The sequence below is a fragment of the Ramlibacter sp. 2FC genome, assembly GCF_005503345.1.
Lineage (GTDB): Bacteria > Pseudomonadota > Gammaproteobacteria > Burkholderiales > Burkholderiaceae_C > SCMQ01.
Window position 1 is genome coordinate 43074 of the sequence record NZ_SCMM01000013.1, and the last position, 14204, is coordinate 57277.

General features: G+C 70.9%; 9 protein-coding genes. 5 read left to right on the forward strand and 4 right to left on the reverse strand.

Going from position 1 to position 14204, the window contains the following annotated elements:
• Positions 1 to 107: 107 nt before the first annotated feature.
• The 4 genes from FFS10_RS07960 to FFS10_RS07975 form a co-directional block, all read right to left on the reverse strand.
• Positions 108 to 1352 (reverse strand): AfsR/SARP family transcriptional regulator, encoded by a 1245-nt coding sequence (locus FFS10_RS07960; RefSeq protein ID WP_171016003.1) that lies wholly within the window; start codon positions 1350 to 1352, stop codon positions 108 to 110.
• Between the two features lie 262 nt (positions 1353 to 1614).
• The gene (locus FFS10_RS07965) at positions 1615 to 2025 is read right to left on the reverse strand and encodes an RNA-binding S4 domain-containing protein (protein WP_137893323.1); all 411 of its coding nucleotides are present in this window, start codon (positions 2023 to 2025) and stop codon (positions 1615 to 1617) included.
• An 11-nt stretch (positions 2026 to 2036) separates the two neighbouring features.
• On the reverse strand, positions 2037 to 3482 hold the full coding sequence (locus FFS10_RS07970) for a sensor histidine kinase (protein ID WP_137893325.1): 1446 nt from the start codon (positions 3480 to 3482) through the stop codon (positions 2037 to 2039).
• Positions 3479 to 4168, reverse strand: a complete 690-nt coding sequence (locus FFS10_RS07975) for a response regulator transcription factor (protein WP_137893328.1) — start codon at positions 4166 to 4168, stop codon at positions 3479 to 3481. Before FFS10_RS07975 ends, FFS10_RS07970 begins: the two co-directional genes overlap by 4 nt.
• 121 nt (positions 4169 to 4289) lie before the next feature.
• Here FFS10_RS07975 and FFS10_RS07980 point away from each other — a divergent pair, with 121 nt between their 5' ends.
• The 5 genes from FFS10_RS07980 (at position 4290) to FFS10_RS08000 (ending at position 14166) form a co-directional block, all read left to right on the forward strand.
• Positions 4290 to 5249, forward strand: coding sequence for a Bug family tripartite tricarboxylate transporter substrate binding protein (locus FFS10_RS07980; protein WP_137893330.1), 960 nt, complete (start codon positions 4290 to 4292; stop codon positions 5247 to 5249).
• Between the two features lie 112 nt (positions 5250 to 5361).
• Positions 5362 to 5877, forward strand: a complete 516-nt coding sequence (locus FFS10_RS07985; RefSeq protein WP_137893332.1) for a tripartite tricarboxylate transporter TctB family protein — start codon at positions 5362 to 5364, stop codon at positions 5875 to 5877.
• Positions 5878 to 6128: 251 nt separating this feature from the next.
• The gene (locus tag FFS10_RS07990) at positions 6129 to 7634 is read left to right on the forward strand and encodes a tripartite tricarboxylate transporter permease (protein WP_137893334.1); all 1506 of its coding nucleotides are present in this window, start codon (positions 6129 to 6131) and stop codon (positions 7632 to 7634) included.
• A 722-nt stretch (positions 7635 to 8356) separates the two neighbouring features.
• Entirely contained in the window at positions 8357 to 12649 is a 4293-nt protein-coding gene (locus FFS10_RS07995) for a DEAD/DEAH box helicase (protein WP_171016004.1), read from the forward strand.
• A gap of 23 nt (positions 12650 to 12672) precedes the next feature.
• A complete protein-coding gene (locus FFS10_RS08000) occupies positions 12673 to 14166 on the forward strand; it encodes a sigma-54 interaction domain-containing protein (RefSeq protein WP_137893336.1) in 1494 nt (497 codons plus the stop codon).
• Positions 14167 to 14204 lie beyond the last annotated feature (38 nt).

The following is a 14204-nucleotide window of genomic DNA, read 5'->3' on the forward strand; positions in this document are numbered from 1 at the left end:
CGACCGTCCGTTATCGGCAGAAATTCAATTCCATGCTAGTTGGCGGCAACCTAGCGATGGCTTAGAAATCGGAAAAACTGTGCCGCCCGGGATGGGGGCGCAGGGGCTCAGCTCGCGCTCTGGACGCAGGCGCGGCGGATCTCCTCGGTGGCGGCCGAGGGCGAGATGCCCAGGACGATGGACAGCAGCTCCCGGCAGCGGCGGTAGACGCGCACCGACTCGGCGTGCTCGCCGCGCTGATGGTGGCAGAACATGAGGCGCTGGTAGAAGCTCTCTGCCAGGTTGTCGATCTCTATGCCGCGCTCGTAGACCTCGATCGCGGCCTCCCATTGGCCGGCGCTCTCCAGGCGCGCACCGAGGGCGCGCACCAGGCGCTGGAAGCGGTTGCGCAGGCGGTCGCGGTAGGGCAGGGACCAGGGCTGCTCGGCCTCGGACTGCAGGAAATGCCCCTGGTAGAGCCTGAGCGCCGCCTGGGCGCCCGACTCGGAGAACGCGTCCTCGCGTCGGCTGCCGTCCTCGCTGCCGTGGACCCTGGACGTCGTCAGATGCTCGAAGGCCCAGGCGTCGACCCAGCAATGGTCGGCATCGAGCGTGAGCTTGGCGTCGTGCAGGTGCAAGACCTCGTTGTGGCCGAGCAGGCGGCGCAGCCGGTGCAAGGTGTTGTCGAACAGGTTGCGCAGGTTGCTGCTGCTCTCGTCGGGCCACACGGTCTGCATCAGGCGCGTGGTGTGCACCTCGCGGCCGCCCTGGGCGATCAGGGCTTGCAGCAGGTCCAGGGCCTTGCGCGGCGATTTGCCGTTGAAGGCCAGCGGCTGGTCCTCGCAGACCAGGTAGAAGCCGCCCAGCGTGAAGATGCGGACCGGCCAGGGCCAGTGCGGCGTGTCGGCCTTGTGGGGGCGCAGCTGCCGCAGGCGGATCAGGCGCTTGACATAGTCGATTTCGACGCCGGCGTCCAGGGCCTCGCTGCACAGGCGCGCCATCATCTCGGGCAGGTCCGGCAGGGTCTCGTCGAAGCCTTCGCGTCTGGCCCGCTCGAAGGCCGCTCGCAGCATGGCCTGGCAGGCCTCCTGCCAGCCCAGCTGGCGCAGGATGTCGGCGAGGAACAACTGGGCAACGACATGCTGGGCATCGGCCTCGCGGCTGGCCTGCTCCTCGCACTGGCGCGCCGTGCTCAGCGCCTGCTCGAGTTCGCCGCAGGCGGCCAAGGCCTGGGCCAGCAGGCCCTGGGCGCTGACCCGCTCCATGCCGGCCTGCGCGTCGGCGACCCAGCGCTGCGCCTGCGCCCTTGCAGCCTGCGGCTGCTGATACAGCAGGGTGGTCCAGGAGGGCGCGTCATAAGCCAGAGGCGCCATAGGCGATGCCGCCTCGGCCCACGAGGCTGGTAACGCCTGGTAATCATCGGCGTTTATTTGACCTTGTTTCACGAAAACACTCCCTGTCCTCGCTGATTTGGTTTCGATTTTCAGCGTGCAGATGAATTCTTGTACGTTTGTTACCGAGGTATTTACCTGTTGTTTCGTTTGCAACCAATTTGTCATGGGTCACGCCATGGCGGTGCCAATGCACCGGTTACGGGCGCGGGGAGGGGGCGGGGGCGCAGTGGGAGCGCGCCGTTCAGTCGTCCAGCGAAGCGCTCCAGCGGCTGTTCCACTCGCGCGCCTGCTGCTGGTCGCGCCGCTCGCGCTTGGTTGGACGCCCCTGGGTCAGGCTCAGGGCCGGCTCGGGCGCCAAGCGGCGCTGCTCGGCCGCCTTCTCGCGCGCGGCGAGGCTGTCCGCGGTTTCCTCGTAGAGCTGCTGTGCCACCGGGGCCGGGCCGCGCATGGCGCTCAGGCCCTTGACGACGACGCTGCGCTGCACCGGGCCCTGGCGCAGCGTCACGGTGTCACCCGGCCGGACCTCGCGCGAGGGCTTGGCGTCCTGGCCGTTGACCTGCACCCGGCCCTTGCCGATTTCCTCGGCGGCCAGCGAGCGTGTCTTGTAAAACCTCGCGGCCCAAAGCCATTTGTCGATGCGCTGTGTATCCATCAGCAGCGATGCTACGCCGCCTGCGGTGCCAACGGTAGTCGCACCGTCGCGTCCAGCCCGGCCAAGCGGCCCTGGCTCATGCGGTTGTCGAGCGCGATGCGGCCTTGCAGCGCATCCGCGATCTCCCTGCAGATCGCCAGGCCCAGACCCGAGCCATGGCGCACGTCGCCGGCGGAAAACGGCTGGAACAGCCGGCCCGCGAGATCCGCGTCGAGACCGGGGCCGCTGTCGCTGATGGTCAGCGTCGCGTGCTGCGCATCGCTGCTCACGCGCACCGACAGCGGGGCGCCTTCGGGCGTGTGGCGGATCGCGTTGTGCAGCAGGTTGCGAACGAGCTCGCGCAGCATCCAATCGTGCGCCAGCACCGGGGCCGGCGCGGTCTCGATGTCGAAGTCGATGTCGCGCTCGGCCATCAGCGGTGCCAGGTCCAGCGCCACCTCGCGCACGGCGGCCGCCAGGTCCGCCACGGTCGGGGCGCTTTGCTGGCGCAGCTGCTCGACCTTGGCCAGGGCCAGCATCTGGTTGGCCAGCAGGGTGGCGCGGTCCACCGTGCCGTTGATTTCCTGCAGCGCCTGGGTGGGCGCGACGTCGCCGCGCAGCGCCGACTGCACCTGGATCTTGAGCACGGCCAGCGGCGTGCGCAGCTGGTGCGAGGCGTCGCGCACGAAGCGCTTCTGGTGCTCCAGCAGGTGGGCCAGCCGGCCCATGACCTGGTTGGTCGCGTCGATCAGCGGATGCAGCTCGCGCGGGGCGTCGGGCGCGGCGATCGGCGTGAGGTCGCCCTCGGCGCGCGCGCGCAGCTGCGCCGAGAGCACGCGCACCGGCCGCGTGGCGCGCTGCACCACCAGCACCACCACGGCCGCGATCACGGCCACCAGCAGCAGCTGGCGCCACAGCGTGTCGAGCAGCAGCTGGCGCGCCAGCGTGTGGCGCAGCTCCAGCGTCTCGGCCACCTGGATCAGGGCCATGCCGCGCCCGTTGGCGCTGGCCACGGGCTGCAGCAGGGCGGCCACGCGCACCGGCTGGTCGCGGTAACGGTCATCGTAGAAGTCGACCAGCGCGGCATAGGCAGGGCGCTGCGGGATGCGGCCGCGCCAGGCCGGCAGGTCGGCGAAGCCCGACACCGGCTCGCCGCTCGGGCTCGAGACCTTGTAGAAAATGCGGCTCTGGTTGTCGGCCTCGAAGGCTTCGAGCGCGGAATAGGGCACCAGGGCGCGCAGGCGCGCCTGCTCGTCGTAGCCTTGCACGTCGAGCTGCTCGCTGATGGTCTTGGCCGAGGCCAGCAGGGTGCGGTCGTAGGCCGTGTTGGCCGCGGCCAGGGCCTGGCGGTACAGGCTCCAGGTGTTGAAGGCCACCACCAGGCCGACCGGCAGCAGGATGCCCAGCAGCAGCTGGCGCCTGAGGGACTGCGGGCGCAGCCGGGCCGTCAGGCTTGCGGCTAGCGCGCCTGGCTTCACGCCGCCACCTTGAGCAGGTAGCCCAGGCCGCGCAGCGTGACCAGGGCCACGCCGGTGTGGGCCAGCTTCTTGCGCAGCCGGTAGGCCACGACCTCGATGGCCTCGTACTGCACCTCGGCCGCGCCGGGAAACACCAGCTCGAACAGGCGCTCCTTGGCCACGGCCTGGCCGGGCCGCGCCAGCAGCGCCTGCAGCAGCGCGAGCTCGCGCGGCGCCAGGTCCAGCACCTCGTCGCGGCAATAGACGGCGCCGCTGTCGCGGTCCAGGCGCAGCGTGCCGAAGCCGGTCGTGGCGGGCAGGGGGGCCTCGGTGGCGCCGGCGCGCGCGGCGCTGCGCCGCGCCAGGGCGCGCACGCGCGCCTCGAGTTCGTCGAGGTCGAAGGGCTTGGGCAGGTAGTCGTCGGCACCGGTGTTGAGGCCGATGATGCGGTCGCCTACGGTGCCACGCGCGGTCAGGATCAGCACCGGCTGGCTCCAGCCGCTGGCGCGCGCCTGCTGCAGCACCTGCAGGCCGTCCAGCCCGGGCAGGGTCAGGTCCAGCATCACCACATCGGGCTGGAAGGCCGGCCATTTGAGCAGGGCCTGGTGGCCGTCGCCGCAGGCCGCCACCTCCATGCCGCGGCGCGACAGGCTGCGCTGCAGCGTGGTCTGCATGGTCGGATCGTCTTCTACAAGCAACAGTTTCATGGGTAAGGCCTGCGAACAGGCCCTTGACATTAGCACTTTCCCTGATGTCCAGGACAGCCGTTTGACAGCTTGAGGGCCCATCATCGCCCCCTATCGCAACCACAAGTTCAGGAGACAAGCCATGCGTCGTGACACCTTCCTCAAGTCCCTGGCCGCGCTGGCGGCCGCCGGCGCGCTGCCGCTGCCGGCCCTGGCCGCCGCCAACCTCAAGATGATGATCCCCGCCAATCCCGGCGGCGGCTGGGACACCACCGGTCGAGCCCTGGGCAAGGCGCTGCAGGACAGCGGTGCTGCCTCGTCGGTGAGCTACGACAACAAGGGCGGCGCGGCCGGCGCGATCGGCCTGGCCCAGTTCGTCAACGCCAGCAAGGGCGACCCGAACGCGCTGATGGTGATGGGCGCCGTCATGGTCGGCGGCATCATCACCGGCAAGCCGCCGGTGAGCCTGTCGCAGGCCACGCCGCTGGCGCGCCTGACCAGCGAGTACAACGTCTTCGTGCTGCCGCCGAACTCGCCCTTCAAATCCATGAAGGAGGTGGTCGAGCAGCTCAAGAAGGATCCCGGCAGCGTGAAGTGGGGCGGCGGCTCGCGCGGCTCCACCGAGCACATCGCGGCCGCCATGATCGCGCGCGAGGTCGGCGTCGATGCGGCCAAGATCAACTACGTGGCCTTCCGCGGGGGCGGCGAGGCCACCGCGGCCATCCTGGGCGGCAACGTCACGGTGGGCGGCAGCGGCTACAGCGAGTTCGCCGAATACATCACCACCGGCAAGATGAAGGGCATCGCCGTGACCTCGGGCGCGCGCCTGAAGGGCGTGGCCATTCCCACGCTCAAGGAGCAGGGCATCAACGTCGAGATCGGCAACTGGCGCGGCGTGTACGGCGCGCCCGGCATCACGGCGACGCAGCGCAAGGACCTGATCGAGATGATCGTCAAGGCCACCAAGCACAAGAGCTGGCTGGACGCGCTGGAGAAGAACGGCTGGACGCCGGCCTTCATGACGGGCGACGAGTTCGGCAACTTCGTGGACAACGAGTTCGCCAGCATGCGCGCCACCATGGCAAAGAGCGGAATGATCTGAGCATCCCGCGCATTGCCTTAGTCTTGACCGGCTGAACCCCTCCCAACCCTTCCCGCCGAGCGGGAAGGGGCGGCCCCTCGGGCCGCATCGCTTTTCTCCCGCGGGGCATCCCATGACACAACATTCCTCCCGTTCGCCTGCCGCGCAGGCGCTGATCGGCGCCGGCACGCTGCTCGTGGCCGGCGTGCTGGCCTGGGGCGCGGCGACCACCTCGTCCGATGCCGGCTACGCGGGCGTCGGCCCCAATTTCCTGCCCTGGCTGGTGGCCGCCGTGATGGCGCTGTGTGGCGCCTGGCTGATCTGGGAAGCGCGCAGCGGCGGCTTTCGCGAGCTGGAGGAGGGATCGGGCGCCGAGACCGGACACTGGCCCGGCTTCGCCTGGGTGAGCGCCGGCCTGCTGCTCAACGCCGCGCTGATCACCACGCTGGGCTTCATCCTGAGCTGCGCGCTGTGCTTCCTGCTGGCCGTGCGCGGCTTCAGGAGCTCCGAGGGGCGGCTGGACCTGAGCCTGCGCGCCTGGGTGCGCGACGCCGCCATCGGCATCCTGATCGCGGCGCCCGTCTACTGGATGTTCACGCAGCTGCTGGCCATCAACCTGCCCGGCCTCACCGGCACCGGCTGGCTTTAACCTAGAAACGGCAGTTGACCGCTTGTTTCCCGCAGGACGTACCCGTGCCCATGGACGTTTTTGACCACGAACCGCATCACCTGCATGGTGAGAGCGCTACGCACCCGATTGCGCCGCCCTGGGGCGCGCTGGCGGCGTTGCTCCTCCTTGCTGGCAGTAGCCAGCCGCATCGTCGCGCCTTGCCAGCCCACCCCATGACGGCCCACTCGGGCGCGTCCAACTGCCGTTTCTAGGTTTAAAGAGATCACGACATGGACATCCTGAATTCCCTGCTCGCGGGCTTCGCCACGGCGGCCACGCCGCTGAACCTCATGTGGGCCTTCGTCGGCTGCGTCATCGGCACGGCCGTGGGCGTGCTGCCCGGCATAGGCCCGGCGGTGGCCGTGGCCATGCTGCTGCCCATCACCACCAAGGTCGACCCCACGGCCTCGCTGATCTTCTTCGCCGGCATCTACTATGGCGCCATGTACGGCGGCTCGACCACCTCGATCCTCTTGAACACGCCGGGCGAGTCCGGCTCCATGGTCACGGCCATGGAAGGCAACAAGATGGCCAAGAGCGGCCGCGCCGGGGCGGCGTTGGCGACGGCGGCCATAGGCTCCTTCGTGGCCGGCACCATTGCCACCGTGGTGGTCTCCTTCTTCGCGCCGCTGGTAGCCAACTACGCGGTGCGCCTGGGGCCGCCCGAGTATTTCCTGCTCATGGTGCTGGCCTTCACCACCGTGAGCGCGGTGCTGGGCAAGAGCACGCTGCGCGGCATGGCGGCGCTGTTCGCCGGCCTGGCGCTGGGCTTGGTCGGCATCGACCAGATTTCTGGCCAGGCCCGCTACACCGGCGGCGTGCCGGAGCTGATGGACGGCCTTGAGGTGGTGCTGATCGCGGTCGGCCTGTTCGCCGTGGGCGAGGCGCTCTACCACGTGCTCTACGAAGGGCGCGTGCAGGAGACGCAGAACCGCATGAGCAAGGTGCACATGACGAAGCAGGAGTGGCGGCGCTCCTGGCCGGCCTGGCTGCGCGCGACCTTCATCGGCATTCCCTTCGGCACCATCCCGGCCGGCGGCAGCGAGATCCCGACCTTCCTGAGCTACGCCACCGAGAAGAAGCTGTCCGCGCACAAGAACGAGTTCGGCACCACGGGCGCGATCGAGGGCGTGGCCGGTCCCGAGGCGGCCAACAACGCCGCCATCACGGCCACGCTGATCCCGCTGCTCACGCTGGGCATCCCGACCTCGAACACCACGGCCATCATGCTGGGCGCGTTCCAGAACTACGGCATACAGCCCGGCCCGCAGCTGTTCGACAGGAACGCCGCCCTGGTCTGGGCGCTGATCGCCTCCATGTTCATAGGCAACCTGATGCTGCTGATCCTGAACCTGCCGCTGGTGGGCCTGTGGGTCAAGCTGCTGCGGATACCGAAGGCCTACCTCTACGCCGGCATCCTGATCTTTGCGACCCTGGGCGTGTACGGCATGCGCCAGAGCGCCTTCGACCTGGTGCTGCTCTACGTCATCGGCCTGCTGGGCGTGCTGATGCGCCGCTACGACTTCCCGACGGCGCCGGTGGTGGTCGGCATGATCCTGGGCCCGCTGGCCGAGGCGCAGATGCGCAATGCGCTCTCGATCGGCGAGGGCAAATGGACCGTGTTCATCGATCGCCCCGTATCCATCGTGCTGCTGTCCATCGTGATCACGGTGCTGGTGCTGCCGCGCCTGGGCAAGCACTGGGCTGCGCGCCGCATGGCTGCCCTGCAGGGCTGACGCGGAAGCGCCTGCGGGGGAGAGGGCCGGGGGAGGGCTCTCGCAGTTCCTCGCGGCAAAGGCGTGCGCGGGCAGGCCGCAGCGCTTCAAGCGATGCGGTCGCTGCTGTGCAGCGACTCCCCTGCGATGCTCGCGCCCGCGGCCCGTCGCAGAACTCGCTGCGTTCGCTGCGCTCACTCCGCTCAAACAACTGCGACGAGTCAGATCACGATGCGCGCTGCGCGCGCGGCCGCAGTCGCTGCGCTTCTCGGCGCCTCGCAGGCGCGCTGCAACCTGCCCGCGCACGCCTTTGCAGAGGCCGTGTTGGTGCGCCAACGGCAACGAGCGCCGCTTCGTCACTTTGCCGCGGCAGGCGGTGCCCGGTGGGGGCGATTTCTGTGGCGGCTGCGCTGGGCGGTCTGGGGTCGGGCGCGCTGCTCCAGCGCGCTTCGTTTCTGACTCGCGGCCGCTGTTTGAACGTAGCGCCCGCAGGGCGCGAAGTGAGTTCGGCCGCGCCGGCCCCAGGCCGTTCAGCGCAGCGGAGTCGGCGCCAAGCGCCGACCGCCACAGTATGAGCCCCTGCCGGGTACTGCCTGCCGCGGTGCGAGGTGCGCAGCCTGCGAAGCGGGTCCGTCTTGCTCTGCGCAGCAAACAAAGCGGGAATCCCATCCCGAAAAGAACCCGCGCAGCCCCATAGAGATCGTGAACAGGCTCTTATCCGGCGAAGCTGCCAAAATGGTCCTGTGCCACCCGACGCCGCCCAGGCCCCGCCCGCCGCCGCGCTGTTCCATCCCGCCGTTTCCGGCTGGCTGAAGGCGCGCTTCGGCCAGCCCACCGAGGTCCAGGCCCAGGCTTGGCGCCACACCGCGCTGCGCCGCCATGCGCTGATCGCCGCGCCCACCGGCTCCGGCAAGACGCTCGCGGCCTTCCTCTCGGCGATCAACGAGCTGGTGCAGGAGGGCCTGTCGCAGGGCCTGACCGACGAGGTGCACGTGCTCTACGTGTCGCCGCTCAAGGCCTTGTCCAACGACATACGCAAGAACCTGCAGGAGCCGCTGGCCGGCATACGCGCCGGGCTGGTCGCGATGGGCCTGCCCGACGTGGGCATCCGCGACGCCGTGCGCACCGGCGACACGCCGCCCGCCGAGCGCGAGCGCATGCGCCGCGCGCCGCCGCACATCCTGGTGACCACGCCGGAGTCGCTGTACATCCTGCTCACCTCGGACGCCGGCCGCCAGATGCTCAAGTCGGTGAGGAGCGTGATCGTCGACGAGCTGCACGCGGTGGCTGCAGCCAAGCGCGGCGCGCACCTGATGCTCTCGCTGGAGCGACTGGAGGCCCTGTGCGGGCACGCGCCGGTGCGCATCGGCCTGTCGGCCACCGTGAAGCCGCTCCACGATATGGCGCGCTTTCTCGTCGGGCAGCGTGACGAGCCCGTGGCCATCGTCGACGCCGGCCATGTGCGCGAGCGCGATCTCGCGCTGGAAGTGCCGCGCTCGCCGCTGACCGCGGTGATGGCCACCGAGGTCTGGGCCGAGATGTACGACCGGCTCGCCGAGCTGATCCAGCAGCACCGCACCACGCTGATCTTCGTCAACCAGCGGCGCATCGCCGAGCGCGTGGCGCGCCATCTGGCCAAGCGGCTCGGCGAGGCCCATGTGACCGCGCACCACGGCAGCCTGGCGCGCGAGCACCGGCTCCAGGCCGAGCAGCGGCTCAAGGCCGGCGAGCTCAAGGCGCTGGTGGCCACCAGCTCGCTCGAGCTGGGCATAGACATAGGCGACGTCGACCTCGTGTGCCAGCTGGGCTCGCCGCGCGCGGTGAACGCCTTCCTGCAGCGCGTGGGCCGCGCCGGCCATGCGATCGGCGCGATCCCGAAGGGCCGCTTGTTCCCGCTGGCGCTGGACGACCTGCTGGAATGCGCGGCGCTGCTCGACGCGGTGCGGCGCGGCGAGCTCGACCGCATCCATGCACCCGAGAAGCCGCTGGACGCGCTGGCGCAGCAGATCGTCGCCGAGGCGGCCTGCCGAGATTGGGTGCTCGACGCGCTGTACGAGCGCTTCCGCCTCGCGCAGCCCTACCGCGAGCTCACGCTGCGCGAGTTCGAGCAGGTGGTGCAGATGCTGGCCGAGGGCTACAGCACGCGGCGCGGCCGCCGCGGCGCCTACCTGCATTACGACGCGGTGAACCGCGTGCTGCGCGCGCGCCGCGGCGCCAGGCTCGCCGCCGTCACCAATGCCGGCGTGATCCCCGACCAGTTCGACTACGACGTGGTGCTGCTGCCCGAGGAGCACCGCGTCGGCACCCTCAACGAGGACTTCGCCTTCGAGAGCATTCCCGGCGACATCTTCCAGCTCGGCAACACCTCCTACCGCATCGTCAAGGTCGAGACCGGCAAGGTGCTGGTCGAGGACGCCAAGGGCCAGCCGCCGACCATGCCGTTCTGGCTGGGCGAGAGCCTGGGGCGCAGCGACGAGCTCTGCCACGCGGTGTCGCGCCTGTGCGAGCAGGCCGATGCGCTGCTGGGGGACGGCACCGAGGGCTGCGAGCGCTGGCTGCGCGAGGAGCTGCAACTGCCGGCCGCGGCCGCGCAGCAGCTCACGCTCTACCTCGCCGCGTCCAAGGCCGCGCTGGGCGTGCTGCCCAGCCGGCGGCGCATCGTCTTCGAGCGCTTCTTCGACGAGGTGGGCGACACGCACCTGGTGATCCATTCGCCCTACGGCTCGCGCATCAACAAGGCCTGGGGCCTGGCGCTGCGCAAGCGCATGTGCCGCAAGTTCAACTTCGAGCTGCAGGCCAGCGCGCTCGAGGACAGCATCGTGCTCTCGCTGGGGCCCACGCACAGCTTCGCGCTGGACGAGGTGAAGGGCTACCTCAAATCGGCCAGCGCGCGCGAGTTGCTGATCCAGGCGCTGCTCGACGCGCCGATGTTCGGCACGCGCTGGCGCTGGAACGCCACCGCGGCGCTGGCCGTGCGGCGCATGAACGGCGGCCGCCGCGTGCCGCCGCAGTTCCAGCGCGCCGACGCGCAGGACCTGCTCACCGTCGTCTTCCCCGACCAGCTCGCCTGCGCCGAGAACCTGGTCGGCGAGCGCGAGATCCCCGACCACCCGCTGGTGGCGCAGACGCTGCACGACTGCCTGCACGAGACCATGGACGTCGACGGCTTCCTGCGCCTGCTGGCACGCATCGAAGCCGGCGAGGTGAGCGTCACCACCTGCGAGCTGGCGTCGCCCTCGCCGCTGTCGCACGCCATCCTCAACGCGCGGCCCTATGCCTTCCTCGACGACGGCGCCGCCGAGGAGCGGCGCACCAAGGCGGTCCACCTCCAGCCGCTGATGGACGTGGCCACCGCGGCGGACCTCGGCCGGCTCGATGTGCAGGCGATCGCGCAGGTGCGCGAGGAAGCCCGGCCGGAGATAGGCAGCGCCGACGAGCTGCACGACGCGCTGCTCGTGCACGGCTTCCTGACCAGCGACGAAGCCGTTTTCCCCGATCTCGTCGAGGTGCTTGCGCAGCAGCGCCGCGCGACGCGGCTGCAGCCGCATTCCGGCCGCGCGCTGTATGTCGCCGCGGAGCGCCTGCACGAATTCCTTGCCGCGCTCCCCGGCGCCGCGCTGTCGCCGGCCATAGCGGCCGTTTACCAGGAGCTCCCCACACCCGAAGACGCGCTGCGCGAGATCCTGCGCGGCCGGCTCGAGCTGCTGGGGCCGGCCAGCGCCTTGGAGCTTGGCGCGCCGCTCGGCCTGGACGCCGACGCCGTGCTGCCCGGCCTGCTGGCGCTCGAAGCCGAGGGCGCCGTGATGCGCGGCGCCTTCACGGCCGAGGCCCGCGACGAATGGTGCGACCGCCGCCTGCTGGCGCGCATGCACCGCTACACGCGCGACCGGCTGCGCGCCGAGGTCCAGCCCGTCGCGCCGGCGCAGTTCATGCGCTTCCTGCTGCGCTGGCATCAGCTCGCCGGCACCGACGGTGACGAGCGCCGCCAAGGCGAGGGCGGCCTGGCCGAGGTGCTGCGCCAGCTCGAAGGCTTCGCCGCGCCGGCCGCGGCCTGGGAGGAAGACCTGCTGCTCGCGCGCGTGAAGGACTACGCGCCGGCCATGCTGGACCGGCTGTGCGCGGCCGGCCGCGTGGTCTGGTGGCGGCCGGGAGAGGCCGGCGACCCACCCGCTCGAAAGACCGGGCCGATCCGCGGCACGCCCGTGCTGCTGTGCGAGCGGGACGCGCTGGCGCACTGGCAGCGCGTCGGCGGCGACGCAGCCCAGGAGCCGCCGTTGACGGCCAAGGCGCGCGAGGTGCTGGAGGCCTTGCGCACGCACGGCGCCAGCTTCTTCGCCGACCTGCAGCACGACGCACGCCTGCTGGGCACCGAGGTCGAGCAGGCGCTGGCCGAGTTGGTGGCGCAGGGCCTGGTCACCTGCGACTCGTTCGCCGGGCTGCGCGCGCTGGTGATGCCCGCCGAGCTGCGCCAGCGCCTGCGCCGCAGGCGGCCCGGCCACGACGCGATCGACGACGCCGGCCGCTGGTCGCTCACGCGCCGCCCGCGTGCCGTGGCCCAAGCCCCCGGCGCGCTGGCCGATCCGCATGTGGAGCACATCGCGCGCGTGCTGCTGCGCCGCTACGGCGTGCTGTTCCGCAAGTTGCTGGAGCGCGAGGAGGGCCTGCCGCCCTGGCGCGATCTGCACTACGTGCTGCGGCGCCTCGAAGCGCGCGGCGAGCTGCGCGGCGGGCGCTTCGTCAGCGGCTTCTCCGGCGAGCAGTTCGCGCTGCCCGAGGCCGCCGCCGCCTTGCGCAAGACCGCGAGGACGGCGGGCAGCGAGCGCGTGGCGATCTCTGCCGCCGACCCCCTGAACCTCGCCGGCATCCTCACGCCCGGCGACAAGGTGCCGCGGCTGGCGGGCAACCGGCTGCTGTTCGAGGGCGGGGTGCCCATCGCCGTGCAAAGCGGCGGCGAGCTGCGCTACCTGGCGCCGCTGGACGCCGGCGCGCAGTGGGAGGCGAAGAACCAGCTGATCCGCAGGCCGCGGGGGGCGTAGGGCGCAGCCGCTACCATTGCGGCATGCCCGCATCCGACGCCTTCGAGCCCACCCTGCCGCTGGACGGCCAGGGCATCCTGGCGCTGGCGGCGCGCTCGATGTTCGAGCTGTTCGCCAACGCCAGCGAGGGCATGCTGCTGGTGGACCGGCAGGCGCGCGTGGTCTGGATCAACGACCAGTACCGGCGCTACCTGCCCGCGCTGGGCTTCGCGCGCGAGGAGGATTTCGTCGGCCACCCGGTGTCGGCCGTGGTGCAGAACACCCAGATGCACCAGGTGCTGGAGACCGGCAAGCCCATCCTGATCGACCTGCTGAGCAACCGCGCCGGCACCTTCGTGGTCAGCCGCATTCCGCTGCGCGACGAGAGCGGGCAGGTGATAGGCGCCCTGGGCATCGTGCTGTTCGACCAGCCCGAGACCAATTTGCAGCCGCTGATCGCCAAGTTCTCGCGGCTGCAGCGCGACCTCGACGACGCGCGGCGCGAGCTGGCCAGCCAGCGCGTGCGCCAGCAGGGCGGCCAGCGCCAGTCGCGCTACACCTTTGCCAGCTTCGTCGGCAGCAGCCCGGCCGCGGTCGAGGTCAAGCGCCAGGCGCGGCGCGCCGCCCAGTCCTCCAGCCCGGTGCTGCTGCTGGGCGAGACCGGCACCGGCAAGGAATTGCTGGCCCATGCCATCCACGCCGCGTCCTCGCGCGCTGGCGGCCCCTTCGTCGGCGTCAACATCGCGGCCGTGCCCGACACCCTGCTCGAGGCCGAGTTCTTCGGCGTGGCGCCGGGCGCCTACACCGGGGCCGACCGCAAGGGGCGCGAGGGCAAGTTCCGCCTGGCCGACCGCGGCACGCTGTTCCTCGACGAGATCGGCGACATGCCCCAGGCCCTGCAGGCCAAGCTGCTGCGCGCGCTGCAGGAGGGCGAGATCGAGCCCCTGGGCTCGAACCGCCTGCTGCCCTTCGACGCGCGGGTGATCGCCGCCACCTCGCGCGACCTGGCCGCGCTGGTGCGCGAGGGGCGTTTTCGCGAAGACCTCTACTACCGGCTCAACGTGCTGCCGGTCCGCGTGCCGCCGCTGCGCGAGCGGCGCAGCGACATCCCGGCGCTGGTCGAGCTGCTGGGCGAGGACATGGCGCAGCGCGGCGACACGCCGCCGCCCGAGCTCACGCCCGAGGCGCTGGCGCTGCTGACGGCGCAGCCATGGCGCGGCAACATCCGCGAGCTGCGCAACGTGCTGGAGCAGGCCGCCATGCGCAGCGAGGGGCCGCAGATCGACGCCGCGCTGGTGGCCGAGGTGCTGCGCGCCTCCGGCGTGGCGCAGATCCTGGCTGCGCCGGCCGCGCCCGAGGCCGCGCCGCCGGACCCGGCGCCCGCCCAGCTGCGCCCCCTGGCCGAGCAGGTGGCCGAGCTCGAGGCGCGCGCCATCGCCGCCGCCCTGCAGGCCACCGGGGGCAACAAGCTCGCCGCCGCGCGGCTGCTCGGCATCTCGCGGGCCACGCTCTACGAGCGGCTGGGCATGTCTGTCTGAAATTCAGGCAATTGTCTGAATTTCAGACGGTAAATTCG